The 23,447-nt window shown below is 67.8% G+C and carries 38 protein-coding genes and 1 tRNA gene; 2 read left to right on the top strand and 37 right to left on the bottom strand.

The genetic code is table 11. The features are described 5' to 3' along the window. Positions 1 to 41: 41 nt before the first annotated feature. The 37 genes from PLE19_17180 to fusA form a co-directional block, all read right to left on the bottom strand. Positions 42 to 1,031: a phenylalanine--tRNA ligase subunit alpha gene (locus PLE19_17180; protein ID HPD16689.1), complete on the bottom strand. Its 990-nt coding sequence runs from the start codon at positions 1,029 to 1,031 to the stop codon at positions 42 to 44. 22 nt (positions 1,032 to 1,053) lie between these two features. Further along, entirely contained in the window at positions 1,054 to 1,410 is a 357-nt protein-coding gene (gene rplT / locus PLE19_17175) for a 50S ribosomal protein L20 (protein HPD16688.1), read from the bottom strand. A 21-nt stretch (positions 1,411 to 1,431) separates the two neighbouring features. Beyond that, on the bottom strand, positions 1,432 to 1,629 hold the full coding sequence (gene rpmI, locus PLE19_17170; GenBank protein ID HPD16687.1) for a 50S ribosomal protein L35: 198 nt from the start codon (positions 1,627 to 1,629) through the stop codon (positions 1,432 to 1,434). 103 nt (positions 1,630 to 1,732) lie between these two features. Then, entirely contained in the window at positions 1,733 to 2,239 is a 507-nt protein-coding gene (gene infC / locus PLE19_17165; protein ID HPD16686.1) for a translation initiation factor IF-3, read from the bottom strand. Positions 2,240 to 2,253: 14 nt separating this feature from the next. Further along, positions 2,254 to 4,008 carry a threonine--tRNA ligase gene (gene thrS / locus PLE19_17160; GenBank protein HPD16685.1) on the bottom strand — a complete coding sequence of 585 codons (1,755 nt, stop codon included), beginning with the start codon at positions 4,006 to 4,008 and terminating at the stop codon, positions 2,254 to 2,256. 61 nt (positions 4,009 to 4,069) lie between these two features. Then, positions 4,070 to 4,146, bottom strand: a tRNA-Val gene (locus PLE19_17155). 59 nt (positions 4,147 to 4,205) lie between these two features. Beyond that, entirely contained in the window at positions 4,206 to 4,673 is a 468-nt protein-coding gene (rplQ, locus tag PLE19_17150) for a 50S ribosomal protein L17 (protein HPD16684.1), read from the bottom strand. Positions 4,674 to 4,675: 2 nt separating this feature from the next. Further along, complete coding sequence (locus PLE19_17145; protein HPD16683.1) at positions 4,676 to 5,710, bottom strand: DNA-directed RNA polymerase subunit alpha; 1,035 nt, start codon at positions 5,708 to 5,710, stop codon at positions 4,676 to 4,678. A 78-nt stretch (positions 5,711 to 5,788) separates the two neighbouring features. Next, complete coding sequence (rpsD, locus tag PLE19_17140) at positions 5,789 to 6,415, bottom strand: 30S ribosomal protein S4 (protein HPD16682.1); 627 nt, start codon at positions 6,413 to 6,415, stop codon at positions 5,789 to 5,791. Between the two features lie 29 nt (positions 6,416 to 6,444). Continuing rightward, complete coding sequence (rpsK, locus tag PLE19_17135) at positions 6,445 to 6,852, bottom strand: 30S ribosomal protein S11 (protein ID HPD16681.1); 408 nt, start codon at positions 6,850 to 6,852, stop codon at positions 6,445 to 6,447. A gap of 21 nt (positions 6,853 to 6,873) precedes the next feature. Then, complete coding sequence (rpsM, locus tag PLE19_17130) at positions 6,874 to 7,260, bottom strand: 30S ribosomal protein S13 (protein HPD16680.1); 387 nt, start codon at positions 7,258 to 7,260, stop codon at positions 6,874 to 6,876. Between the two features lie 38 nt (positions 7,261 to 7,298). Then, positions 7,299 to 7,412, bottom strand: a complete 114-nt coding sequence (rpmJ, locus tag PLE19_17125) for a 50S ribosomal protein L36 (protein ID HPD16679.1) — start codon at positions 7,410 to 7,412, stop codon at positions 7,299 to 7,301. Between the two features lie 33 nt (positions 7,413 to 7,445). Then, positions 7,446 to 7,661 (bottom strand): translation initiation factor IF-1, encoded by a 216-nt coding sequence (gene infA / locus PLE19_17120; protein HPD16678.1) that lies wholly within the window; start codon positions 7,659 to 7,661, stop codon positions 7,446 to 7,448. Between the two features lie 8 nt (positions 7,662 to 7,669). Continuing rightward, the gene (map, locus tag PLE19_17115) at positions 7,670 to 8,452 is read right to left on the bottom strand and encodes a type I methionyl aminopeptidase (GenBank protein ID HPD16677.1); all 783 of its coding nucleotides are present in this window, start codon (positions 8,450 to 8,452) and stop codon (positions 7,670 to 7,672) included. After that, complete coding sequence (locus tag PLE19_17110; GenBank protein HPD16676.1) at positions 8,449 to 9,144, bottom strand: adenylate kinase; 696 nt, start codon at positions 9,142 to 9,144, stop codon at positions 8,449 to 8,451. The genes map and PLE19_17110 overlap by 4 nt, the downstream gene beginning before the upstream one ends. Continuing rightward, positions 9,141 to 10,520, bottom strand: a complete 1,380-nt coding sequence (gene secY, locus PLE19_17105; protein ID HPD16675.1) for a preprotein translocase subunit SecY — start codon at positions 10,518 to 10,520, stop codon at positions 9,141 to 9,143. Before secY ends, PLE19_17110 begins: the two co-directional genes overlap by 4 nt. Before the next feature lie 23 nt (positions 10,521 to 10,543). Further along, positions 10,544 to 10,987: a 50S ribosomal protein L15 gene (gene rplO, locus PLE19_17100; GenBank protein ID HPD16674.1), complete on the bottom strand. Its 444-nt coding sequence runs from the start codon at positions 10,985 to 10,987 to the stop codon at positions 10,544 to 10,546. Continuing rightward, positions 10,984 to 11,487, bottom strand: a complete 504-nt coding sequence (gene rpsE / locus PLE19_17095) for a 30S ribosomal protein S5 (protein ID HPD16673.1) — start codon at positions 11,485 to 11,487, stop codon at positions 10,984 to 10,986. Before rpsE ends, rplO begins: the two co-directional genes overlap by 4 nt. Positions 11,488 to 11,516: 29 nt before the next feature. Continuing rightward, positions 11,517 to 11,885 (bottom strand): 50S ribosomal protein L18, encoded by a 369-nt coding sequence (gene rplR, locus PLE19_17090; GenBank protein ID HPD16672.1) that lies wholly within the window; start codon positions 11,883 to 11,885, stop codon positions 11,517 to 11,519. Positions 11,886 to 11,891: 6 nt separating this feature from the next. Beyond that, the gene (gene rplF / locus PLE19_17085) at positions 11,892 to 12,482 is read right to left on the bottom strand and encodes a 50S ribosomal protein L6 (protein ID HPD16671.1); all 591 of its coding nucleotides are present in this window, start codon (positions 12,480 to 12,482) and stop codon (positions 11,892 to 11,894) included. Between the two features lie 27 nt (positions 12,483 to 12,509). Next, positions 12,510 to 12,905 carry a 30S ribosomal protein S8 gene (rpsH, locus tag PLE19_17080; GenBank protein HPD16670.1) on the bottom strand — a complete coding sequence of 132 codons (396 nt, stop codon included), beginning with the start codon at positions 12,903 to 12,905 and terminating at the stop codon, positions 12,510 to 12,512. A 37-nt stretch (positions 12,906 to 12,942) separates the two neighbouring features. Further along, positions 12,943 to 13,128 carry a type Z 30S ribosomal protein S14 gene (locus PLE19_17075; protein HPD16669.1) on the bottom strand — a complete coding sequence of 62 codons (186 nt, stop codon included), beginning with the start codon at positions 13,126 to 13,128 and terminating at the stop codon, positions 12,943 to 12,945. Between the two features lie 10 nt (positions 13,129 to 13,138). Then, entirely contained in the window at positions 13,139 to 13,681 is a 543-nt protein-coding gene (gene rplE / locus PLE19_17070; protein ID HPD16668.1) for a 50S ribosomal protein L5, read from the bottom strand. Positions 13,682 to 13,686: 5 nt separating this feature from the next. Continuing rightward, on the bottom strand, positions 13,687 to 14,040 hold the full coding sequence (gene rplX, locus PLE19_17065) for a 50S ribosomal protein L24 (GenBank protein HPD16667.1): 354 nt from the start codon (positions 14,038 to 14,040) through the stop codon (positions 13,687 to 13,689). Positions 14,041 to 14,058: 18 nt separating this feature from the next. Further along, positions 14,059 to 14,427 (bottom strand): 50S ribosomal protein L14, encoded by a 369-nt coding sequence (gene rplN / locus PLE19_17060; GenBank protein HPD16666.1) that lies wholly within the window; start codon positions 14,425 to 14,427, stop codon positions 14,059 to 14,061. After that, entirely contained in the window at positions 14,424 to 14,693 is a 270-nt protein-coding gene (gene rpsQ / locus PLE19_17055) for a 30S ribosomal protein S17 (GenBank protein HPD16665.1), read from the bottom strand. Before rpsQ ends, rplN begins: the two co-directional genes overlap by 4 nt. Next, the gene (rpmC, locus tag PLE19_17050) at positions 14,690 to 14,890 is read right to left on the bottom strand and encodes a 50S ribosomal protein L29 (protein ID HPD16664.1); all 201 of its coding nucleotides are present in this window, start codon (positions 14,888 to 14,890) and stop codon (positions 14,690 to 14,692) included. The genes rpsQ and rpmC overlap by 4 nt, the downstream gene beginning before the upstream one ends. Beyond that, entirely contained in the window at positions 14,887 to 15,297 is a 411-nt protein-coding gene (gene rplP, locus PLE19_17045) for a 50S ribosomal protein L16 (protein HPD16663.1), read from the bottom strand. Before rplP ends, rpmC begins: the two co-directional genes overlap by 4 nt. Then, on the bottom strand, positions 15,251 to 15,946 hold the full coding sequence (rpsC, locus tag PLE19_17040; GenBank protein HPD16662.1) for a 30S ribosomal protein S3: 696 nt from the start codon (positions 15,944 to 15,946) through the stop codon (positions 15,251 to 15,253). The genes rplP and rpsC overlap by 47 nt, the downstream gene beginning before the upstream one ends. Before the next feature lie 11 nt (positions 15,947 to 15,957). Continuing rightward, positions 15,958 to 16,308, bottom strand: a complete 351-nt coding sequence (rplV, locus tag PLE19_17035) for a 50S ribosomal protein L22 (GenBank protein ID HPD16661.1) — start codon at positions 16,306 to 16,308, stop codon at positions 15,958 to 15,960. Positions 16,309 to 16,326: 18 nt separating this feature from the next. Beyond that, positions 16,327 to 16,593 carry a 30S ribosomal protein S19 gene (gene rpsS / locus PLE19_17030; GenBank protein ID HPD16660.1) on the bottom strand — a complete coding sequence of 89 codons (267 nt, stop codon included), beginning with the start codon at positions 16,591 to 16,593 and terminating at the stop codon, positions 16,327 to 16,329. 16 nt (positions 16,594 to 16,609) lie between these two features. Beyond that, complete coding sequence (gene rplB, locus PLE19_17025) at positions 16,610 to 17,449, bottom strand: 50S ribosomal protein L2 (protein ID HPD16659.1); 840 nt, start codon at positions 17,447 to 17,449, stop codon at positions 16,610 to 16,612. Positions 17,450 to 17,468: 19 nt separating this feature from the next. Then, positions 17,469 to 17,750, bottom strand: coding sequence for a 50S ribosomal protein L23 (rplW, locus tag PLE19_17020; protein HPD16658.1), 282 nt, complete (start codon positions 17,748 to 17,750; stop codon positions 17,469 to 17,471). Positions 17,751 to 17,758: 8 nt separating this feature from the next. Next, on the bottom strand, positions 17,759 to 18,448 hold the full coding sequence (rplD, locus tag PLE19_17015; GenBank protein ID HPD16657.1) for a 50S ribosomal protein L4: 690 nt from the start codon (positions 18,446 to 18,448) through the stop codon (positions 17,759 to 17,761). Further along, positions 18,445 to 19,179, bottom strand: coding sequence for a 50S ribosomal protein L3 (gene rplC, locus PLE19_17010; GenBank protein HPD16656.1), 735 nt, complete (start codon positions 19,177 to 19,179; stop codon positions 18,445 to 18,447). The genes rplD and rplC overlap by 4 nt, the downstream gene beginning before the upstream one ends. A 6-nt stretch (positions 19,180 to 19,185) precedes the next feature. Then, positions 19,186 to 19,494 carry a 30S ribosomal protein S10 gene (rpsJ, locus tag PLE19_17005; protein HPD16655.1) on the bottom strand — a complete coding sequence of 103 codons (309 nt, stop codon included), beginning with the start codon at positions 19,492 to 19,494 and terminating at the stop codon, positions 19,186 to 19,188. Between the two features lie 180 nt (positions 19,495 to 19,674). Further along, complete coding sequence (gene fusA / locus PLE19_17000) at positions 19,675 to 21,732, bottom strand: elongation factor G (protein HPD16654.1); 2,058 nt, start codon at positions 21,730 to 21,732, stop codon at positions 19,675 to 19,677. Between the two features lie 453 nt (positions 21,733 to 22,185). Between fusA and PLE19_16995 the strand changes: the two genes are divergently transcribed. Then, entirely contained in the window at positions 22,186 to 22,818 is a 633-nt protein-coding gene (locus PLE19_16995; GenBank protein HPD16653.1) for a hypothetical protein, read from the top strand. Between the two features lie 239 nt (positions 22,819 to 23,057). Next, positions 23,058 to 23,447 (top strand): site-specific DNA-methyltransferase (locus tag PLE19_16990; protein HPD16652.1); only part of this gene is annotated, 390 nt, incomplete at its 3' end.

Here is a 23,447-nt window from a genome sequence, read left to right as displayed (position 1 = left end):
GAACCGTCCTCGCCGGGGCCCCGAGCAGCCGCCCGCCGGCGTCAGAACTGCTCGAGGAACCGCACGTCGTTTTCCAGAAGAAGGCGGATGTCGGGGATACCATACTTCAGCAGGGCCACGCGGTCGATGCCCATGCCGAAGGCGAAGCCCGTGTAGCGCTCGGCGTCGTAGCCCACCGCCTCGAGCACTTTGGGGTGCACCATGCCCGCGCCCAGCAGCTCGAGCCAGCGACGCTCGCCGCCCAGTTCGCAGCACACGTCTACTTCCGCGCTCGGCTCCGTGAAGGGGAAGAAGGACGGCCGGAAGCGGGTTTCGGTGCGCGGCCCGAACAGCTCGCGCATGGCCATTGTGAGCACGGCCTTCAGGTCGGCAAAGGTTACGCCCTCGCCGACGGCGAGCCCCTCGATCTGGTGGAAGACGGGCGAATGGGTGGCATCGGCGGTGTCCGGGCGATATACCCTGCCCGGCACCACGACCCGCACGGGGGGACGCCGCTGCTCCATGACGCGAACCTGCACGGGGGACGTGTGGGAGCGCAGGAGCACATCGCCCTGGATGTAGAAGGTGTCGAAGCTGTCGTGCGACGGGTGTTCGGCCGGGATGTTGAGGGCGTCGAAGTTGTAGTACTCGAGCTCGACCTCAGGCCCCTCGACGGCCTCGAAGCCCAGGCGGGCGAAGATCTCGCGGAGCTCGGCCTCGACCAGGCGCAGCGGGTGCTCGTGCCCCACGGGCTGCCGCTGGCCCGGGAGGGTGATGTCCAGCAGGGCTTCGGCCGCCTGTGTGGCCCTCCGGGCAAGCTCCTGCTGGCGGGCGGCGATGGCGTCCTGAACCGCCGCCTTCAACTCATTGGCGAGCCGGCCGACAGCAGGCCGCTCCTCGGCAGGGAGTTGCGCCAGACCCTGGAGCAGCGCCTTGAGGGCGCCGCTGCGCCCCAGGCAGGCCACACGCGCCCGCTCCAGTTCCTCGAGCGACTGGGCGGCCTGCACCCGGGCAAGGGTTTCGGCGCGCACTTTCTGCAGGGCTTCGATCAAGCGGCACCCCCTCGAACACGGCTCAGCTCGCCTCGCCGCGCGCCAGCGCCACCAGGCGGTCGAAGCCGGCGGGGTCGGCAATGGCGATCTCGGCGAGCATCTTCCGGTTGAGTGCGACCCCCGCCTTGCCTAGCGCGTGGATGAAGCGGTTGTAGGCAATGCCCCGCTGGCGGCACGCCGCGTTCACCCGCGTGATCCACAACGCGCGGAAGTCGCGCTTGCGGGTGCGTCGATCGCGGTAGGCATAGGCCAGGGAACGGGTGACGGCCTGCTTGGCGATGCGGTACAGGCGCGAGCGCGCGCCCCAGTACCCGCTGGCGGCCTTGAGGAATCGCTTGTGCCGCCGGCGCCGCGCCGGCGACCGTGTGGCTCTGGGCATGGTCGGGTCTCCTGGGTGGCTCTAGCCACCCGTAAGGGCACGGATGAGGGTCTTCCCGATCCTCCCATCCACACCGGTGGGGCGGCTCAGGCTCCGACGCCGCTTGGCGTTCTTCGAGCTCATCAGGTGGCTCTTTCCGCTCTTGCGACGGACGATCTTCCCTCTTCGGGTGACACGCATTCGGGCCTTGAGGCCCTTGTGCGACTTGAGCTTGGGCATGGCACTGTTCCCCATTCTGGGCATGAACCACTGGCGACGCAAAGCGGCCCCGCGCGGTGGCGGAGCCAGCCGCGACTACCAAACGGGCGAGCCGCCCGACAGCCTACTTCGGCACGAGCATCATCGTCATGCGCCGCCCCTCGAGCCGGGCCTCCTGCTCGACCTTGACAACTTCGGCGAGCTGGGCGGCGAACTTCGTGAGCACCTCGTGGCCAAGCTCCCGGTGGGCCATCTCGCGGCCCTTGAAGAAGACGTTGACCTGGATCTTGTCGCCCAGGCTGAGCAGCTTGCGCGCGTGCCGGGCTTTCACCTCCAGGTCGTGGTCGCTCGTCTTCGGGTGCAGGCGAATCTCCTTCGTGTGCACCCTGTGGTGCTGGGCCTTGGCCTGATGGGCGCGCTTCCTCTGCCGGTACTTGAACTTGCCGTAGTCCATCAGCTTGCAGACGGGCGGCTTCGCCTGCGGGGCGACCTCAACGAGGTCCACCCCCGCTTCGCGCGCGATGCCCAGCGCGTCGCCGAGCGACTTGATGCCCAACTGCTCGCCTTCCAGGCCGATGAGGCGCACCTGCGGGCTGCGAATCTGCTCGTTGATCTTGGCATCCTGGGAAATTGTGACACCACCTCCTATCGGGCCTTGAGTGCGATTTCCCGACGCACACGCTCCACAAACGTGTCGAGAGGGCACGCACCGAGGTCCCCCTCGCCACGCTTCCGCACCGCCACGGTGCCAGCCTCGACCTCACGGGCGCCGAGCACGACCACGTAGGGGATCTTCTCGATCGTCGCCTCGCGGATCTTGTGGCCGATCTTCTCGCTACGGGCATCCACCGTGGCCCGGACGCCCGCCTCGGCGAGCACTTGCCGCACGCGGGCAGCCCCGTCGGCTTGGCCTTCGGAGATGGGGGCCACGCGCACCTGCTCCGGCGCCAGCCAGAGGGGAAATGCCCCGGCGAAGTGCTCGATCAGCACGGCAATGAACCGCTCGATCGCGCCGTAGACGACGCGGTGGATCATCACGGGCCGGTGCCGCTGATTGTCGGCCCCCACGTAGGTCAGGTCGAACTGCTCGGGCATGGCGAAGTCGAGCTGGATCGTCGCGCACTGCCACGTGCGATTCAGGGCATCGCGCACGTGGAAGTCGATCTTCGGCCCGTAGAACGCTCCATCGCCCTCATTGATCTTGTAGGGCAGGCCCTTGGCGTCCAGGGCCGCACGCAAGCCGTTCGTGGCCGCCTCCCAGGCCTCATCGCTGCCGATGGATTTCGCCGGCCGGGTCGAGAGCTCGAGGTGATACGGCAGGCCGAAGGTCGCGTAAACGGTGTCCACCAGGTTCATGACGCCCAGCACCTCGGCGGGGATTTGCTCCGGGGTCATGAAGATGTGGGCGTCGTCCTGGGTGAACTGGCGCACTCGCAGGAGGCCGTGGAGTTCGCCGGACTTCTCGTGCCGATGGACGATCCCCACTTCGGCCACGCGCAGCGGAAACTCGCGGTAGCTGTGGAGTCTGCTGCGGTAGTAGAGCATCGAGCCCACGCAGTTCATGGGCTTGATGGCGTATTCCTCGTTGTCAATCTCGGTCGCATACATTTTGTCGCGGTAGTGGTCCCAGTGACCCGACTGCTCCCAGCACGCCTTCCGCAGAAGGATCGGAGTGCGGAGTTGCACGTAGCCGTGTTGGGCGTGGAGCTGGTTCCAGAAGCCCATGAGCTCGTTCCACAGGATCATTCCCTTGGGGTGGAAGAGCGGGAAGCCGGGGCCCTCGTCGTGGAAACTGAAGAGATCGAGCTCCTTGCCCAGCTTGCGGTGGTCGCGACGCTTGGCCTCCTCGAGGAGACGCAGGTGCTCGTCGAGTTCCGCGCGGGTGGCGAACGCCGTGCCGTAAAGCCGGGTGAGCATGGGGTTGTGCTCGTCGCCCCGCCAGTAGGCGCCGGCGATGCTGAGGAGCTTGAAGGCGCCAACGCCGCCCGTGCTCGGCAGATGCGGACCGCGGCACAGGTCAGCGAACTCGCCCTGTTCGTAGAAGCTCACGGTGTCGTCGGGCATCTCTCGGAGGCGCTCGACCTTGTAGGGCTGCTGGGCCGCGGCCATCCGGCGAATCGCCTCGTCACGGGGCAACTCGACGCGGACAAGCGGGATGTCGGCCTCGATAATCCGCTTCATCTCGGCCTCGATGCCCGCCAAGTCGGCGTCTGACAGCGGGCGCGGGAGATCGAAATCATAGTAGAACCCGTCCGCGATGGCCGGCCCAATGTCCAGCTTCGTGCCGGGGAACAGGCGCGTGACGGCGTGCGCCATAACGTGCGCCGCCGTATGACGGAGCACATCGAGGGGCGCGGCAGGCGCCGCGTGGTCGTGGGAATCGCCCGGCTTATCGCCCATAGCGGACCATTCCTATGCACATGCCGAACGGCCGGCGCGGCAACTGCCGGCCGGCCTCGTGTGGTGGGCGATACTGGGCTCGAACCAGTGACCTTTAGCTTGTCGAGCTAACGCTCTAGCCAACTGAGCTAATCGCCCAACGGAGCCGTTCGGGCAGCAGGCGCGCTTTGCGCCGCCCTGCCGCCGTCGGACTCCCTCTACGGTTTCCCTGCGCCCGCCTCGCCGCCGGCCGCCGTTGCGACCTTGGGCGCCACGGGCTCGGCGGCTTTCTGAGCCCCGCCCGCGGCCTCGGAGACGAGTTCCAGATAGCACAGGGGCGACGCGTCGCCGACCCTGGTCTTCACGAGCCGCACGATGCGGGTGTAGCCGCCGTTGCGGGCGGCGTACAGGGGCGCCACGTTCTCGAACAGCTGCTTCACGACGCGCTTGTTCGCCAGGAGTTCGAGGGCCTGCCTCCGGGCGTGGAGCGTGCCCTTCTTGCCCAGCGTGATGGCCCGCTCGGCCACGCGCCGCGCTTCCTTGGCCTTCGGCACCGTGGTGGTCACGCGGGGCGGCATGCCGTCCTTCGCCTCCGCCGTCAGCAGGCTGCTGACGAGGTTGCGCAGCATGGCCTTGCGGTGCGCGTCGGTGCGACTGAGTTTTCTTCCGCCCTTTCGATGTCTCATGGTCAGCTCTCGCTTCGCGCTGCCTCGCCTTCGGCGGCCGGGAGAGCGTCAATGCTCATGCCGAGCGACAGGCCCAGATTGGCGAGTTTGTTCTTGATGTCCTGCAACGAGGTCTTGCCCAGGTTCCGCACGGCCAGGAGCTGGGCCTCGGTCCTCACGATGAGATCGCGCACGGTCTGGATGTTCTCCGATTCCAGGCAGTTCTGCGCGCGCACGGACAGGTCGAGTTCCTCAATCGTCATGCCGAGCCGACGGCTGAGTTCGTCGGAGATCTGTCTCGGCTCGCGGCGTTTGGCCGCCTTCTCGGTCTTCTCGGCAGGCAGCTCGCGCCCGATTTCGAAGTACAGGATGAACGGGTCGAGGTGCTTGCGGAGGATTCTCGACGCCTCCACCAGGCCGATCTCCGGGCTCACGGTGCCATCGGTCCAGATCTCGACGGTCAGGCGATCATAGTTCGTCTTCTGGCCGACACGGGTGTTCTCTGCCCTGTAGTTCACGCGGCGCACGGGAGAGAAGAGCGAGTCGACCGGGATGACCCCAATCTCCTGCTCAGGCTTGGTGTTCTCCTCGGCCGTCGCATACCCCCTGCCCCGGCGGGCCCCCATCTCGACGATGAACGGAACGTCCTCGTTGAGGGTGGCAATGTGGAGTTCGGGGTTCACGATCTCGACGTCCGGGTCGGCCTGGATATCGGCCGCCGTGACTTCGCCGCGCGTGCGGCGTTCAATCTTCAGGACCTTGGGCCCTTCGGACAAGAGGCGAAGGCGGATCTGTTTGATATTGAGGATGATATCGGTGACGTCCTCCACGACGCCCGCGATGGTGGAGTACTGGTGCTGCACGCCTTCGATGCGCACCGAGGTCACAGCCGCGCCCTCGATGGACGAGAGGAGGACGCGCCGCAGGCTGTTGCCTATGGTGGTGCCGAAGCCCCGCTCGAAGGGCTCGGCGATGAACTTGCCGTACGAGCCGGTCAACGACTCGCGCTCACACACGACGCGGGTCGGGAGCTCGAAACCTCGCCAGCGGATTCGCATTCGTTTCTCCTCCCGGCGGGGGCCGCCGTTCACGGCGTTGCGGCCGGGTTCTGGATCCGGAACCGTTCGTCCCTCAGGCTACTTGGAGCACAGCTCGACGATGAGCTGTTCCCTGACCTCGATGCCGACCTCTTCGCGGTTGGGCAGGTTGACCACACGCCCTTGCAGGGGTTCCTCGGTAACCTCGAGCCAACTGGGCACAGCACGGCCCTTCGCGGCCTCGCGCGCGTGCGCGATGAGCTTGGCGGTTGCCTCGCTGCGCCGGGGCGCAATCACGTCGCCGGGCCGCACAGGGTGCGAGGGCGAGGTGATGCTGGCCCCGTTCACCTCGATGTGCCCGTGGGTGATCAACTGCCGCGCCTGGGCGCGGGAGGCGGCCAGGCCGAGCTGGTGAAGCACGTTGTCGAGCCGGCGTTCGAGGGCGAGCAGCAGGTTCTCCCCCGTGTTCCCCGCCTGCCGCTCGGCCTCGGCGAAGTAGCGGCGGAACTGGCGCTCCAGGATCCCATAGAATCTCTTTAGCTTCTGCTTCTCGCGGAGCTGAGCCCCGTAGGCGGAGAACTTGGCGCGGCGCCACGCATGCATTCCGGGCGGGTAGTCGCGGCGGCTGACGGCGCACTTGGCGCTCTCGCACCGCGGCCCCTTGAGGAACAGCTTCATGCCTTCCCGGCGACAGAGTCTGCACTTCGGACCGGCATCTCTACCCAACGGCTGGAACTCCTCTCAAGCTCCCTCACTCATACACGCCGCTTCTTGCGCGGGCGGCAGCCATTGTGAGGCAGGGGGGTGACGTCCTCGATGGACTTGATTTCCAGGCCGGCGGCCTGGAGGGCGCGAATGGCGGATTCACGGCCGGAGCCGGGCCCTTTGACTCGGACCTCGACGGCTCGGACGCCGAGCTTCTGGGCCTGCTGCGCCACGCTCTCGGCGGCCCGCTGGGCGGCGAAGGGCGTGCTCTTGCGCGAGCCTTTGAAGCCGATGCTGCCGGACGAGGCCCAGCACAGGGCGTCGCCGTTGAGGTCGGTGATGGTGACCACCGTGTTGTTGAACGAGGCCTGGATGTGAGCGACCCCGAGCGAGACGGTGCGTCGAACGCGCCTCCGCGTCGCCTTGGGGCCTTTGGTCGGGGTAGCGGTCTTGCCCATGCGTGCTCCTGTGCTGACGGCTCAGCCGCGCTGTTCCTTGACGCTCTTCTTGCCGGCCACGGTCTTGCGCGGCCCCTTGCGCGTGCGCGCGTTGGTGCGGGTGCGCTGGCCCCGGACCGGGAGGCCCAGGCGATGCCGCAGGCCGCGGTAGCACCCGATCTCGCGCAGCCGCGAGATGTTCTGCGAGAGCAGGCGGCGAAGCTCGCCCTCGACCATGTAGTTCTTGTCCACGATCGAGGCGATGCGCGACAGCTCGTCTTCCGAGAGGTCCTTGGCGCGCACGTTTTCGTCTATGCCGGCCTGCTGAAGGATACGCTTCGCCGAGGTCGGCCCGATCCCGTAGATGTAGGTCAGCGCAACCACGCTGCGCTTGTTGGCTGGAATGTCCACGCCAGCGACTCGCGGCATGCTCGAGATTCCTTTCGTGATGCGGCCTCGCGGGGCGCTCAGCCCTGGCGCTGCTTGTGGCGCGGGTTCGTGCAGAGCACGCGCACCACGCCCCGGCGCCGCACGAGCTTGCAGTTCTCACACACCCGTCGAATCGAGGAACGCACTTTCATGGGTCGTTCGTCCTTCCGCGCCGCCCGGGGCGGCTACTCGCGGTACACAATCCGCCCCTTGCTCAGGTCGTAGGGCGACAGTTCCACGGTCACGCGGTCGCCGGGAAGGATGCGGATGAAGTGCATCCGCATCTTGCCGGAGACGTGCGCGGTCACAATGTGGCCGTTCTCCAGTTGCACCCGGAACACGGCGTTCGGGAGCGATTCTCTCACGGTGGCTTCGACACGGATCCCTTGCTCTTTGCCCATTCGCTGGCCTAGCCCTTCTGGCGAGGAGGCGTCGTCATCACTTCCACCCCGCTCGCCGTGATGCACACGGTGTGCTCGAAATGGGCCGAGAGCGAGCCGTCGGCGCTCACCACCGTCCAACGGTTCGCCAGGGTCTTCACCTGCCACTTGCCGGCGTTGATCATCGGCTCAATCGCCAGCACCATGCCCGGCCGCAACACGACGTCGCGCAGGCTCGGGCTGTAGAAATTCGGCACTTGCGGCTCTTCCCAAAGGCTCGAGCCGATGCCGTGGCCGACCAGGTCGCGCACCACCGAGAAGCCGTGCGCCTCGACGTGCCGCTGCACGCTGCGGCTGATGTCGGCAAGGCGCCGGCCCGGGCCGGCGGCCTGGATGCCTCGGTGCAGGGCCTCCAGGCAAACGTCCACCAAATGTTGCGCCGCGGGTGCCACCCGGCCGATCGGCAGCGTGACGGCGCCGTCGCCGTAGTAGCCCGCACAGCGCGCACCCACATCTACACTCAGCAGATCCCCGTCGAGCAAAACGCGCTCGCCGGGGATGCCGTGCACGACTTCTTCGTTCACCGACGTGCACAAGCTGGCCGGGAAGCCGAGCCGTCGGCCAGAGGCCCCGTGGCCTTTGAACGCGGGCTCGGCTCCGCACTCTATTATGCGTTTTTCGGCCTCTTTGTCAAGGTACGCCGTCGTCACCCCTGGCCGGGCCAGGGTGCGCACCAGTTCGAGCACGTCGGCGACTATACGACAAGCGGTCCGGATCTTCTCCAGTTCGCGCTCGGACTTCAGCGTGATCAAGCGCTGCCCTGCCCGGTTGCTGCGGCCTTTGGGGCTCTGCGGCGCGCCGTCGCCTCAATGGCCGCATTGACCGCGGCTCGCACTTCGGCGATGCTGCGGTCAGCCTGGAGCCGCACCAGGAGGCCTTGCGCCCGATAGTAGTCCAGCAGGGCAGCCGTCTGCTCCTGGTAGACCTGTAGGCGGCGGCTCACGGTCTCGGCGCGGTCGTCCTCGCGCTGGTAGAGCGCGCCTCCGCAGCGGTCGCACACGTCGCCGCGCTGGGAGGGCAGGCTCTCGACGTGGAACGTCGCTCCGCACTGGCGGCAGACGCGCCGCCCCGAGAGCCGCTTCACGACCGCGTCGCTCGAAACGTCGAAGTACAGGACGGCGTCGAGTGCTTCGCCCCGCTCGCGCAGCAGAGCGTCGAGGGCCTCGGCCTGGCCAATCGTGCGCGGGAAGCCGTCGAAGATGACCCCGGCCTCGGCTCCGGGCTGCTCGAGCAGCTCCCGAGCCAGGCCGATGATGACCTCATCGGGCACCAAGCGCCCGGTGGACGTGTAGGCTTTGGCCTGGAGGCCGAGCGGGGTGCCGGCGGCGATGGCCTTGCGCAACTCGTCGCCCGTCGCAATGTAGCGAAGACCGCGCTGCTCGGCTTGTTGCATGGCCTGGGTGCCTTTGCCGGCGCCGGGGGGGCCCAGGAAGACGAGTCTCACCATGAACTCCTGCCGTGGATGCGCCCCTTCTTCATGAAGCCCTCGTAGTGGCGCATGAGGAGGTGCGATTCGATCTTCTGAACGATCTCGAGGGCCACGCCTACGATGATGAGCAGGCTGGTGCCCCCGTAGAGGTATGCCACGTTCACGTCCACGTCGAGGCTGCTGTGGATGAGCTGCGGCAGGACGGCGATGAAGGCCAGGAAGGCGGAACCTGCCAGGGTGATGCGGGTCATGAGGCGCTCGAGGTACTGGGCGGTCATCTTGCCCGGCCGGATGCCGGGGACGAAGTGGCCGTAGTTCTTCATCTCCTCGGCCATCTTGAGCGGGTTGAAGACGACGGCGGTCCAGAAGTAGCAGAAGAACACGATCAGGAGGATGTAGACGAAGGTGTAGGTGAAGGAGCCCACCTGGAAGGCGGCGGCGATGAAGCCGAACGACGGCCAGCGGGCGCTCAGGGAGCCGAAGATGATGTTGGGGAAGGTGAGCAGCGACTGGGCGAAGATGATGGGGATCACGCCGGCCTGCCCGACCCGGAGGGGCATGTAGTGGCGCTGGCCGCCGTAGACGCGGTGGCCGCGCGTGTGTTTGGCCTGCTGCACGGTGACGCGGCGCTGGCCCTGGGTGATCATGACGACGCCCACGACGACCCCAAGATAGATGGCGAGGAAGAAGGCGAGCATGAGGACGTTCATCCGGCCGGCCTCGGGGGTGAAGGGCCGGCTCCAGTCCACCCTGTTCCAGAGCTGCTGGGCGGCGGTCGGCATGCGGTCCACGATGCCCGCCATGATGAGCACGGAGATGCCGTTGCCGATGCCGTGCTCGGTGAGGGTCTCGCCCAGCCACATGAGGAACACGCTGCCCGCCGTCAGCGCGAGCATCGTGGAGATTTCGAACCAGGGCCCGGCTTGCATGCCCGGGGTGACCAGTTGGACCTCGAAGGGCCGGCCCTCGATCCACGAGGACATGAAGAACGACTGGACCATGCACAGGACGACGGTGGCATAGCGGGTGTACTGGTTGATCTTCTTGCGGCCCGCTTCGCCCTCGCGCTGGAGCTCCTCGAGGGGCTTGATGACGGTGGTGAGGAGTTGGAAGATGATGGACGCGCTGATGTAGGGCATGATGCCGAGGGCGAAGACGGTGCACCGCCCAAGGGCGCCGCCCGTGAAGAGGTCAATGAGGCTCAGGGCGCGGCCGGCGGCGCTGCGGCCGCCCTCGCGGAACTTGTCCACGACCTGGGTGACCGCGGCCGTGTTGATGCCGGGCAGCGGCACATAGGTGCCGAGGCGGAACACCACGATCATGAAGAGGGTGACCAGCACCTTCTTGCGAAGGTCGGGCACTCGGAAGATGTTGGCGAAAGTGCGTAGCATCGCGCCGCCCCGGGCGATCCTCCTCAGAGCACCACGGCCTCGCCGCCGGCGGCCTGGATCTTCGCCAGGGCCGCGCCGCTGAAGCGGTGGGCTTTCACGGTAAGTTTGCGCTGAAGCTCTCCGTGGGCGAGAATCTTCACCCCGTCGAGCACGCGCGTGATCAGGCCGGCCTGGATCAGGGCGGCCGGGTCCACTTCCTGGCCGTCGCCGAAGCCGTTGAGGTCGCCGACGTTGACGACGGCGTAGCGGCGGGCGAACACGATGTTGTTGAATCCGCGCTTGGGCAGGCGGCGGAAGAGGGGCATCTGGCCGCCCTCGTAGATGCCGTGCCCCTTGCGGCCGGAGCGCGAACGCTGGCCCGAGGTGCCCCGCCCCGAGGTCTTGCCACTGCCCGAGCTCTCGCCACGGCCCACGCGCCTGGCGCGCTTGCGGCCGGTCGGGATACTCTTGACGTCATTGAGGTTCATTCGATCGTCACCCCACGCAGGCGCTCGACCTCGGCTCGCGTGCGCAACTGCCCGAGAGCGTCCATCGTCGCCTTGACCACGTTCTTGAGGTTTCTGGAGCCGAAGACTTTGGAGAGCACGTTTCGGACGCCGGCGGCCTCGACGACCGCGCGCACGCCCGCGCCGGCGATGACGCCTGTGCCCGGGGCGGCGGGACGGAGGAGCACCTTGGTGGAGCCGAACCGGCCCGTGACCGTGTGCGGCAGGGTGTCGCCTGCCAGCGAGACGTTGCGCAGGGAGGCCCGGGCGCCGGACATGGCCTTGTCTACGGCATTGGGCACTTCGTTGGCCTTGCCGTAGCCGTAGCCCACGCGCCCGCGGCCGTCGCCGACGACGACGAGTGCGGCGAAGCTGAAGCGGCGCCCGCCCTTGACGACGGAGGAGCTACGGAAGATCTTGACGACGTTCTCGATGAGTTCGTGGCTGGCGCCTGGTTCTTTCTCGATGCTTGGCAAGGCCATCTACCTCCTGGTGCCCGCTGGCGGACCTTTCAGAATTGGAGCCCGCCTTCCCGCGCTCCTTCGGCCAGGGCGCGGACTCGGCCGTGGTACTTGTAGCCGCTGCGGTCGAACGCCACCTTGCTTACGCCGGCCGCGAGGGCCTTGCGGGCCAGCTCCTTGCCGATGGCGGCGGCGGCGGCCACCTTCTTGACGCCGCGGCAGGCTTCGCGGACCTCGGGGCTCAGGGTGGACGCGGCCACGAGGGTGCGCCCCGTGGTGTCGTCAACCAGCTGCGCGTAGATGTGGAGCAGGCTCCGCCTGACGCACAGGCGGGGACGCTCGGGGGTTCCACTCACCTTGCGCCGCACGCGGCGATGGCGGCGTGCGCGAAGGACGTTCTTCTTGGTGTTGGCCCTCACGCTCGATCACTCCTGGGCGGCGAAGGCTTTGCCCGCCTTGCGCCGGATCTCTTCGCCTTCGTAGCGGATGCCCTTGCCGCGGTACGGCTCGGGCGGGCGGAGGCGGTGAATCATGGCGGCGAAGTCGCCGACCTTCTGCTTGTCGAGGCCGCGGACCCGCACGATGGCGCACGGGACGCTGCCGACGCCCGAGACGAAGACATTGCCGGTCTCGGGCGGGTCCACTTTGATGCCTTCGGGCACGGGGACGCGGAGGTCGTTGGCCAGGCCGACCTGGAGGACGAGCTGGCCGTCCTGGAGCTTGGCGGTGTAGCCGATGCCGACGACTTGCAGGGTCTTCAGGTAGCCGCGTGTGACGCCGACGACCATGTTGGCGATGACGTTGCGCAGGAGGCCATGCAGGGCGCGGGTCTCGCGGTCGTCGGCGGTGCGCTCGACGCGCACGGCGTTCTTCTGGGCGTCAATGGTGACGCGCAGGCGCGGGTCAATGGCCTGTTCGAGCTGCCCGAGCGGGCCGCTGACGATGATCTTGCCTTCGCCAAGCGTGGCCTTGGCGCCGCTGGCCAAGGGCACGGGTTGTCTGCCAATACGCGACATGAGGTCGCCTCCGTAGCTTCGTAGCGGTCATTCCACGGTGCAGAGGAGTTCGCCGCCCACGCGGTTGCGGCGGCACTCGCGGTCGCTCATCACGCCCTTCGAGGTGGTGAGGATGGCGATGCCGAGGCCGTTCTGCACGCGCGGGATCTCGCGGACGCCGTGGTAGACGCGCCGGCTGAGCCTGCTCTCGCGGCGGATGCGGGTGATCACCTTCTCGCCGTCCGGGCCGTACTTGAGGTAGACCCGGATCATGCGCGCCGGCGCCACGTCCAGAACCTTGGAATCCTGGATGTAGCCCTCGTCTCGGAGGACGCGGGCGATGCCGAGGTTGACCTTCGTGCAGGGCACGTCTACCTCGGCCTTGCGGGCCGTGAGCGCGTTGCGGAGGCGGGTCAGCATGTCAGCAATCGGGTCGTTCACCATGGTCAGTATCTGCCCCAGTGGCCCCGGGCCTGGGCGGCTACCAGCTCGCCTTGCGGACGCCGGGGATGTGACCTTTCAATGCGAGGGTGCGAAAGCAGATGCGGCAGAGGTGGAACTTGCGGTAGTTGCCGCGGTCGCGCCCGCAGAGCTCGCAACGGATGACTTTCCGGGTCGAGAACTTGGGCACTCGCTTGCACTTGTTGATGGCGGCCTTGCGAGCCATGTATGCCTCTCTAGCTCTTGCTGAACGGCATGCCCAGGAGCGTCAGCAGGGCCGACGCCTCTTCGTCGGTTCGCGCCGTGGTGCACACCGTGATGTCCATGCCCTGGACGACCTGGACGTCGTCCACTTTGACCTCGGGGAAGACGAGCTGTTCGCCGATGCCGAAGGAGTAGCAGCCGCGCCCGTCGAAGGAGGACGTGGAGAGGCCGCGGAAGTCGCGCAGGCGGGGGATGGCGACGGAGATCAGGCGGTCGAGGAACTCGTACATCCTGGGGCCTCGGAGGGTGACCTTGAGGCCGACCTGGACGCCTTCGCGGATTTTGAAGGCGGCGACGCTCTTGCGGGCGCACCGCACGGCGGGCTTCTGGCCGGTGATGGCGGCGAGGTCGCGCTGCCCCTGCTCGAGGCGCGTCTTGTCCTCATGGCTGTTGCCGACGCCGATGTTGAGGACCACTTTGGCGAGCCGCGGGACGGCCAGGCGGTTCTTGTAGCCGAACCGCTGCATCATCGCGGGGACGATTTCGGTTTTCCAGCGTTCGAGGAGTCTGGCCATTTGTCTTAGAGCACCACGGGGATAACGTTGCTGCACTTTGCGCACACGCGCACTTTCTTGCCCTCGGCCTGCTTGAAGCGCACGCGCACGCCGGCGTTGCACTTGTCGCAGTACAGGAGCACGTTCGAGGCGTCCACGGCCGCCTCTTTCTGGACGCGCCCGCCGCGAGGGTTGTTGCCGCCCGGCCGCACGTGCCGCCAGCGGTTGTTGGTGTTTTGCAGGATGACTTTGTTCTCTTTCGGCATGGCCGCCAGCACCTTGGTGCGCTCGCCCTTCTCGACGACGGGCGTGCCCTCGGCGTTGCGGCACGAGGTGATGTCCTTGATGAGCACGACGGTGTCGTTCTTGCGGATGACCACGGAACAGGGCTCCTGCGGCTAGACCACCTCGGCGGCGAGCGAGATGATCTTCATGAAATTCTTCTGGCGGAGCTCGCGCGCCACGGCCCCGAAGATGCGGGTGCCGCGCGGGTTCCGCTCGTTATCAATCAGCACGACGGCGTTGCGGTCGAACTTCACGTAGGACCCGTCCTCGCGGCGCAGGCCGCGCTTCGAGCGGACGATGACGCCGCGCACGACCTCGTGCTCTTTGACGGTGCCGGCGGGGATGGCCTTCTTGACGCTGCAGACGACGATGTCGCCGATGTTGGCGTACCGGTGCTTGGAGCCGCCGAGGACCTTGATGCAGGAGACGACTTTGGCGCCGGTGTTGTCGGCCACGTCGAGGATCGTTCGCATCTGGATCATGGCTGTTCCACTCCGCGGGCCCGCTCGACGATCTCGACCAGCCGCCAGTTCTTCGTCTTGCTCAGGGGCCGGGTCTGCATGATGCGCACCTTGTCGCCCACGTGCGCGTCGTTGGCCTCGTCGTGGGCCTTGTAGCGCGTGGTGGCCCGCACGTATTTGCGGAAGCGGGGGTGCATGACCCGCCGCTCGGCTTCGACGGTGATGGTCTTCTGCATCCTGTCGCTGGTGACCCGGCCGACGACGGTCTTGGGTTGGGTGCGGTTCACTCTTTCTTCTCCAGCTCACGCTCGCGCAGGATGGTCTTGATCCGGGCGATTTCACGCCGCGTTTCGCGCATGAGCGCGGGGTTCTCGAGTTGTTCGGTGCCGGCCTGGTAGCGGAGGTTGAAGAGCTCCTTCATCCGGTCGTCGCTCTCGCGGAGGAGCTCCTGGTCGGTCAGGCGGCGCAGCTCGTTGAGCTTCATACCCTGTGCCTCCGAAGTACGAATCGCGTGCGCACGGGCAGCTTGCGGGCGGCGCGGTTGAAGGCCTGCTTCGCCACGTCCTCGGGCACGCCGCCGAGCTCGTAGAGCACCATGCCGGGCTTGATCACGGCGGCCCAGTATTCGGTTTCGCCCTTCCCCTTGCCCATGCGGGTCTCGAGCGGCTTGGCCGAGACGGGCTTGGTGGGGAAGATGCGCATGAACAGCTTGCCTTCCCGGTGGAGGAAGTGGGTCGCGGCGACGCGCGCGGCCTCGATCTGGCGGGCGGTGAGCCACGCCGGCTCGAGGGCCTGGAGGCCGTATTCGCCGAAGGCCACGAAGTTGCCCCGGCTCGCCTCGCCTCTAACGCGTCCCCGCTGGCTCTTGCGGTACTTGACCCGCTTCGGCATGAGCGGCACTGCGCTTCTCCTTCAGGGGCTTCGGGCCCCTGTAGATCCACACCTTGACCCCGATGCGGCCGTAATTGGTCTTGCACTCGGCGAAGCCGTAGCTGATGTCGGCCCGCAGGGTGTGCAGGGGCACGGAGCCAATCACGACGCGCTCGCTGCGGGCGATTTCGGCGCCGCCGAGGCGCCCGCCCGCCTGTATCTTGATGCCCTTGGCGCCCGCCTGCATGGCCGTTTCGGCGGCCCGCTTCATCACGCGGCGGAAGGGCGTGCGCTTCTCGAGTTGCTCGACGATGTTCTCGGCGACGAGCTGGGCCTCGAACTCGGGCTTGGTGATCTCCTCGATCTTGATCTGGACCTCGCGGCCGGCCATGGCCTGGAGGTCGTCCTTCAGCTTGTCAATCTCGCTGCCTTTGCGGCCGATGACGATGCCGGGCCGCGCGGTGTAGAGGATCACCTTGAGTTGCTCGCGGGTGCGCTCGATGTCCACCCGCGGGATGCCGGCGAAGTGGTAGGCCGATTTCACGTGGCGCCGGACGAGTTCGTCCTGGACGACGTATTTCCCGAAGTTCGCCTTGTCGGCGCACCAGCGCGAGCGCCAGTCCTCGGTGATGCCGATGCGGAACCCGATGGGATGTGTCTTATGCCCCATGCCCTTTTGGCCTACCTCTCTGTTTCCTGCGAGTCGCTGAGGACCACGGTGATGTGCGCGTACCGGCGCAGGATGATGTTGGCGCGGCCCATGCTGCGGGCCCGCATGCGGCGCAGCCGCGGGCCGGTGTTGACCACGGCGCTCTTGACGAAGAAGGATTCCTCGTCGTTGGCCGGGTCCTTCTCCTGGGCGTTGGCCCATGCCGCGCGCAGGACCTTGTGCAACAGTGCCGCTCCCCGGCGCTTTTCGAGGCGCAGGACGGTCAGAGCCTGGTTCAGCGGCATGTCTTTCACGAGCCGGGCGAGCGGGCGGACCTTGGTCGGGGCGATCCGCGCGAATTTCCAAGTGGCCCTGAAGTCCATGTCTTCCTCTGAACTCTGTTATTTCTTCCGCCCGCCGTGACCGCGGAAGGTGCGGGTGGGCGAGAACTCGCCGAGCTTGTGCCCCACCATGTTCTCGGTCACGAAGATGCGAAGGAAGTTCTTGCCGTTGTGGACGAGGAACGTGTGGCCGACGAACTCCGGCACGATGGTGCAGGAGCGCGCCCAGGTGCGGAGCGGTTCGCCGCCCCCTTGCTGCTTCTGGGCCATCACTTTGGCCAGAAGCTTGGCGTTGATGTTCGGGCCTTTGCGAATCGAACGGGACACGGCCGCATTCCCCTACCTAACGTCGCGACTTCTTCTGCCGGCGACGGATGATCATGGAGCTGGTCGGATTGCGCCGCTTGCGGGTCTTGCCGCCCTTGGACAACTTGCCCCAGGGCGAGCAGGGGTGGCGCCCGCCGGAGGAGCGGCCCTCGCCGCCGCCCATCGGGTGCGACACGGGGTTCTGGGCCACGCCGCGCGGGCAGGGCCGGAAGCCCAGCCAGCGGTGGCGGCCGGCCTTGCCGAGGGAGATCGAGCTGTGCTCGAGGTTGCTCACCTGGCCGATCGTGGCGCGGCAGCGGATGTGAACCTTGCGCACCTCGCCCGAGGGGAGGATGATGTGGGCGTAGTCGCCCTCCTTGGCCGAGATGGTGGCGCCGAGGCCCGCGGAGCGGACCAGCTTGGCGCCCCGGCCGGGCCGGACCTCGATATTGTGGATGGGCAGGCCGCTGGGGATGTTGGCCAGCGGCATGCAGTTGCCGGTGTTGGGCTCGACTTTCTCGCCGGACTCGACCTTCTGGCCGACGCCGAGGCCACGCGGGGCGAGGATGTAGCGCTTCTCGCCGTCGGCGTAGTGCAGGAGGGCGATGCGCGCGGTGCGGTTGGGGTCGTACTCGATGGCGGCCACCTTTGCGGGCACGCCGTCCTTGTCGCGGCGGAAGTCAATGGTGCGGAAGCGCCGCTTGTTGCCGCCGCCCTGGCGGCGCGCGGTCACGCGGCCGTAGTTGTTGCGGCCGCCGCTCTTCTTGATGGGCTCGAGGAGCGAGGGCTCGGGGCGGTGCCGCGTCACGTCGGCGAAGTCGTCGAGCGCCGTGTGCCGCTGGCTCGGGGTCGTGGGCTTGCGCTGTCGGATGGCCATACGGGTTTCCTGTCGGAGCCTACATATCGATGGTGCTGTCGGGCGAGAGGAACACGAGCGCGCGTTTCCAGTGGCGCGTGCGCCCCGTCTTGTAGCGGAGGCGGCGCATCTTGCCCTTGCGCATCATCGTGCGGACGGCGACAACCTTGACGTTGTCGAAGATCTGCTCGATGGCGTTGCGGATCTCGATTTTCGTGGCGTTGACGGCCACTTCGAACGGGTAGGCGCGCACCTTCTGCTTGAGGAGTTCGCCCTTCTCGTTGAGGAGCGGCCGCAGCACGATCTGCCGGGGGTCGCGCATGGCAACACCTAGTCCTGCACCCCGACCGCCGGGACGGCCCCGGCGACGGGCTGCTCGCTGGCGGGCCGCCGGGCCTGGCGCATTCGGGCGACCAGGCTCTCGAGGGCCCGCTGGGTGATCACGAGTTGCCGGTGGCGAAGCAGGTCGTACGCGTTGACTTCGGCCACGGCTTTCATGAAAACGCCCGGGAGGTTCCGGGCGGATTTCCACAGGTTGACGTCGTGTTTCTCGATGGCGATGAGGCACCCGCGCGCGACGCCCAGGTTGCTCAGGGCGGCGGCCATCTCCTTGGTCCGCGGCTGCGCCGCCTCGAGGGCGTCCACCACCACGGTCTCGCCGTCCTGGAACTTGGCCAGGTAGGCGGAGCGGGTGGCGCCCAGGACGGCCTTGCGGGGCATGGCGAAGCGGTACTCGCGGGGGTGGGGTCCGAAGACGATGCCGCCGCCGCGCCACAGGGGCGAGCGCTTGCAGCCGGCGCGGGCGCGGCCGGTGCCCTTCTGGCGCCAGGGCTTGGTGCCGGAGCCCTTCACCTCGCCCCGCCGCAGCGTGGAGTGGGTGCCCACGCGCTGGGCGGCTTCGTACATGCGGACGACGTCGCGGAGGAGCTTCGGGCGCACGGTGCCGCCGAAGTCGGCCTCGTCAATCTCCATTCGGCCAACGACCTGGCCTTCGCGGTTGCGGATCAGCAGTTCGATCATGTCTCTGTCCTGGTCTTCATCAGGCTCAGGGCCCGATGGGCCTGGCTCTTCTTGCTGGCCAGCCGCTGGGCGGGGGTCACGATGACGTATCCGTCGGCCGCGCCGGGCACGGCGCCGCAGACGAGGAGAAGGTTGCGCTGGGGGTCGGTGCCGAGCACGCGGAGGTTCTGCTCGGTCTGGCGCCGGTCGCCCATGTGGCCGGCCATCCGGCGGCCCGGGATGACGCGCGAGGGGGCGGCGGAGGAGCCGATGGAGCCCGGCTGGCGCACGTTCATCGAGCCGTGGGTGACCGGGCCTCGGCTGAAGTGGTGTCGCTTGACGGTGCCCTGGAAGCCCTTGCCCTTGCTGGTCCCCACGATATCCACGTGGGTCACGTCGGCGAACATTTCGACGGTGAGTTCCTGGCCGGGCTGGTACGGGTGGCCGGGCTCGACGGGGACTTCGCGGACGAAGCGCCGCGGGGTGGTGCCGGCGGCGCGGGCATGGCCGATCTCGGCGCGGTTGGCGCCGCGGCGCTCGATGGCCTTGCGGCGCTCGCCCTTGCCGTGCTTGCGGCGCGTCTTCTTCGTGTCGAACCCGAGCTGGAGGGCCGAGTAGCCGTCGCGCTCCGGGGTCTTCACCTGGAGCACGACGCAGGGCCCCAGCTCCAGCACGGTGGCGGCGCGCGCAACCTCGTCCTTGTCCCACAGTTGCGTCATGCCGAGCTTCTTGCCGAGGAGTCCGGGAACCATGTGCGGTTACGCCTTGATTTTGATGTCAACGCCGGCCGGCATCACGAGGCGGTGGAGGGCGTCCACCGTCTGCGCCGTCGGCTCTTCGATGTCAATGATCCGCTTGTGCGTGCGGATCTCGAATTGCTCGCGCGACTTCTTGTCCACGTGAGGCGAGCGCAGCACAGTGTACCGCTCGATCTTGGTGGGCAGCGGGATCGGTCCGTAGACGCGCGCCCCGCTGCGCTTGACCGCTTCGACGATCTCGCGCGCGGACTCGTCGAGGACCTCGTGGTCGTAGGCTTCCATCCGGATCCGCACACGTTGCTCAGCCATCGCGTTATCCTCAGGGCGACTCGAAAGCATGCTGCCTGGTCGCGCATTAGTGCCAGAAGCTCAGATTATACGCAGATTCGGGGGACGTGTCAAGCGCAAAAATCATTGCGAAGCGATCATTCCGCCAGATTCTCCGCTGCCGCGGCGGCTCACTTCCCGGCCGCTTCGGGGCCCGGCGCGCTAGAGCATCATCTTGCGCGCGACGTCGTCGGGCACGGGCAGGTAGGCCACGGGCTCCATCGTGAACATGGCCCGGCCCTGGGTGAGCGACCGCAGGGCCGTGGCATAGCCGAACATTTCTGAAAGGGGCACTTTGCCTGCGATCACGTGCACTCCCGCCTGCAACTGCTGCTCGGCGATCTGCGCGCGCCGGGCGTTCAGGTCGGCCAGCACGTCGCCCAGGTGGGCCTCGGGGGTGATCACCTCGAACCGCATCCAGGGCTCGAGGAGGACCATGCCGGCCTGCTCGGCGGCCAGGCGGAAGGCGCGCGCCGCGGCCGCGGCGAAGGCGCCCTCGGTGGAGTCGGTGGCATGCGCCGAGCCGCCGACGACCTTCGCGCGCACGCCGACCATCGGGTAGCCGGCGAAGACGCCGGAGCTGGCGCTGCTCTCGATGCCGTCCTTCACCGCGGCGTGGAAGGCGCGCGGGATTTCGTCCTCGCTCGCCTGGAGCCACACCTCGACGCTGGGCAGGGCCGGCTCGGGCTCCAGGCGCACCTTCACGCGTGCGAACTGGGGGCGGCTGCCCATCGGCTGCACGTAGTCGGCTTCGGCTTCGGCGGCCTGGGCGATGGTCTCCTTGTACGAGACGCGCGGCTTGCCCACGTTGGCCGCCACGTGGAAGTCGCTGAGCATCCGGTGCTTGAGCACCTCGAGGTGGAGCTCGCCCATGCCGGAGACGATGGTCTGCCCTGTCTCGGGGTCCACGCGGCGGCGGAAGGTGGGGTCCTCGCGTTCGAGGCGGGCGAGCACGCTGTCGAGGCGCGCGCGCTCGGCGCTGGTCTTGGGCTCGATGGCCATGGAGATGACGGTGTCGGGGAAGCTCATGCGCTCGAGGACCACCACGTGGCGCGGGTCGCACAGGGTGTCGCCGGTGCTGGAGTTGCGCAGGCCCGAGACGGCCACGATGTCGCCGGCCACGGCCTCGTCAATCGCGGTGCGCGCGTTGGCGTACATGCGGAAGAGCGTGGTCACGCGCTCGCGGGCCTCGGTGCGGGGGTTGAAGACCTGCTGGCGGGCCGTGAGCCTGCCGGCGTAGAGGCGCAGGTAGAAGAGGTCGCCGTGCTCGTCCGAGGCGATCTTGAACACAAGGGCGAGAAAGTGGCCTTTCTCGCTCGCCTGCCGCTCGATGGGCTGCTCGGTCTTGGGGTGGACGCCGCGCACGGGCGGCACGTCGAGCGGCGAGGGGAGGTAGTCGCACACGGCGTCGAGGAGGCGCTGGATGCCGGTGTTGCGGAGCGCGGAGCCGCACAGGACGGGGACGAGGCGGCCGGCGAGCGTGGCCTCGCGGATGGCGGCGCGCAGGTCGTCCTCGCCGATCGGCTGGTCCTCGAGGTACTTCTCCATGAGGGCGTCGGAGTGCTCGGCGAGCAGGTGCACCATCTCCTCGCGGTGGAGCTGGGCCAGGTCGTGCGCCTCGGGCGGCACGGGGCCGTCGGTGTAGCGCGAGCCGTCGGTGCCCGGCTCGTAGGTGCGCGCGACCATGCGGAGGAGGTCCACGGCCCCCACGAAGTCCTGCCCGGCGCCCAGGGGCATCTGGATGGCGAGCGGGGTGGCGCCCAGGCGGCTGCGGATCATCGCGAGGCACTTCTCGAAGTCGGCGCCCGGGCGGTCCATCTTGTTCACGAAGACCAGGCGGGGCACGCGGTAGTGGTCGGCCTGGCGCCACACGGTCTCGCTCTGGGCCTGCACGCCGGCCACGGCGTCGAGCACCACGATGGCGCCGTCGAGCACGCGGAGCGAGCGCTCGACTTCGGCCGTGAAGTCCACGTGGCCGGGGGTGTCAATGAGGTTGATCTCGCAGTCGCGCCAGGGGCAGGTCACCGCGGCCGCGGTGATCGTGATGCCGCGCTTGCGCTCCTCCTCCATCCAGTCGGTCACCGTCGTCCCATCGTCCACGTTGCCCAGACGATGCTCGGCGCCGGTGTAGTAGAGGATGCGTTCGGTGGTGGTGGTCTTGCCGGCATCAATGTGCGCGATGATGCCGATGTTGCGCTTGCGTTCGAGCGGAACCGCCATGTGACACTCGTAACCTGCGGCCGAAGGGGACGATGCGCCGCCCGGCCCCGCGCGGGCGGGACGCATAGTATACCCGCCAGCCGCCCGTCGGATCAAGCACCGATGAGGCTGCACGTCCCCGATTTCCGCGGTTCGCAGCCTCTAGCGCGGCAAGGGCGTGATGGGATGCCCCGAAGATCGAAACCGGCGGCACGTCAGCCGATGAGGCCCGGGACACGGCCCGGCAAGGAGGCCCCAGACGCCTCCGCCTCGAGCCCGAGGGGCTTCGGCGGGCTGGCGCAGCCTTGTTGCGACACAAAAGTATGCTGTGATTGCACTTACGCCGATTTACAACTTTTTACACATTTGGACCCAACAGTTTCGGGGGGGATTGCCATTGTACATAGGGAGGGATTGTTCCACCCACACCTCCAAGACGTCCCCTCACCCGCTCGCGCGAAAGGAGCAACCGCGATGGCCGAAGCCACAAGTCGTTCGCTCATAAGGGATTGCAGCGAAGAAGTCCCCGCCGGCAGCCCAGGGGCGGCCGCTGGGGACCCGTTCGGGCCGGTGCCGACGCCGGTGCACCCCACCCTGCCGCCTGCGACCCGGGTGTGCCGCCGCTGTGGGGTGGAGAAGGCCATCGCGGAGTTCTACCTGCTGCGCGCGTCGGGGCGCCGCGAGCAGCCGTGCCGGGCGTGCCAGCGGGCCTATCGCCGGCGCTACTACGCGGAGAACCGCGAGCGGCTGGTCGCGGTGCAGAGGCGCTACGTCAGGGAGCGCGAGGACCCCGAGCGCCGCCGGGCGCGGAACGCGCGCATCGCCCGGCGCCAGCGCGCGAAGGTGGCCACGCGCCGCCAGCGCGAGGAGAGCGCCGTCCGCCGCCGCACCCAGCGGCTGCGCTATCTCGGCCTGCTGAGCCTGGCCGAGAAGTGCGAGGACTGCGGGGCGCCGGCCGTGCTGGTGCACCACGAGACGTATGACGACGTGTGCGCCCTGGTGTCGTTGTGCCGCGCGTGCCACATGGTCCGGCACTACCGCGTGTGGCGCAGGACCGGGGGCGGGCCGGTGAAGTATCCGCATGAGTATCCGGAGGAGGAAGGGTAGGGACCGCGAATCGGGCGAATCGAGCGAATCCGCGAAGGAGTCTCATGCAGAGTCCGCCGAGGCGGGCCGCCGCACAGAGAGAGCACGCGAAGGGGGGGCGACCGCGAGTGGCGCACACCTGCGCGAGGGTCGGAACCGTAGGCCGAACCCCGCTTGCATCCGCGGCCGGACTTCGCTAGACTGCCTCCCGACGCGTGTAGGCGGCGCATCCCTGCCCCGCGTGCCGGAGGACAAGCCACATGGCCGAGCTGATCTGGGACGGCAAGTACGACAAGGCCGGGCGCAAGACCGCCCCGCTGCGCGTCGCGCTGCCGTTTCAGGACGTCGAGACCGTCAACGAGTCCCGCCAGGAGCGCCTCAAGGGCCTGCTCGACTTCTCCCAGGGCCGCAAGGCCGAATGGCGCAACCGCCTCATCTGGGGCGACAAAAAATACGTCCTCCCCTCCCTCCTCCCCGAGTTCGCGGGCAAGGTCAACCTCATCTACATTGACCCGCCCTTCGACACCGGCGCCGACTTCTCCTTCACCGCCACGCTCCCCGACCTCCCCGAAACCGACGAGGACGATTCCGCCTCCTTCACCAAAGAACCCTCCATCATCGAGCAGAAGGCATATCGGGATACGTGGGGG

Source organism: Planctomycetota bacterium, from assembly GCA_035384565.1.
In the GTDB taxonomy this organism is placed as follows: domain Bacteria; phylum Planctomycetota; class PUPC01; order DSUN01; family DSUN01; genus DAOOIT01.
Note: the sequence above shows the minus strand (reverse complement) of the source record. Positions and strands in the feature narration are given on the sequence as shown.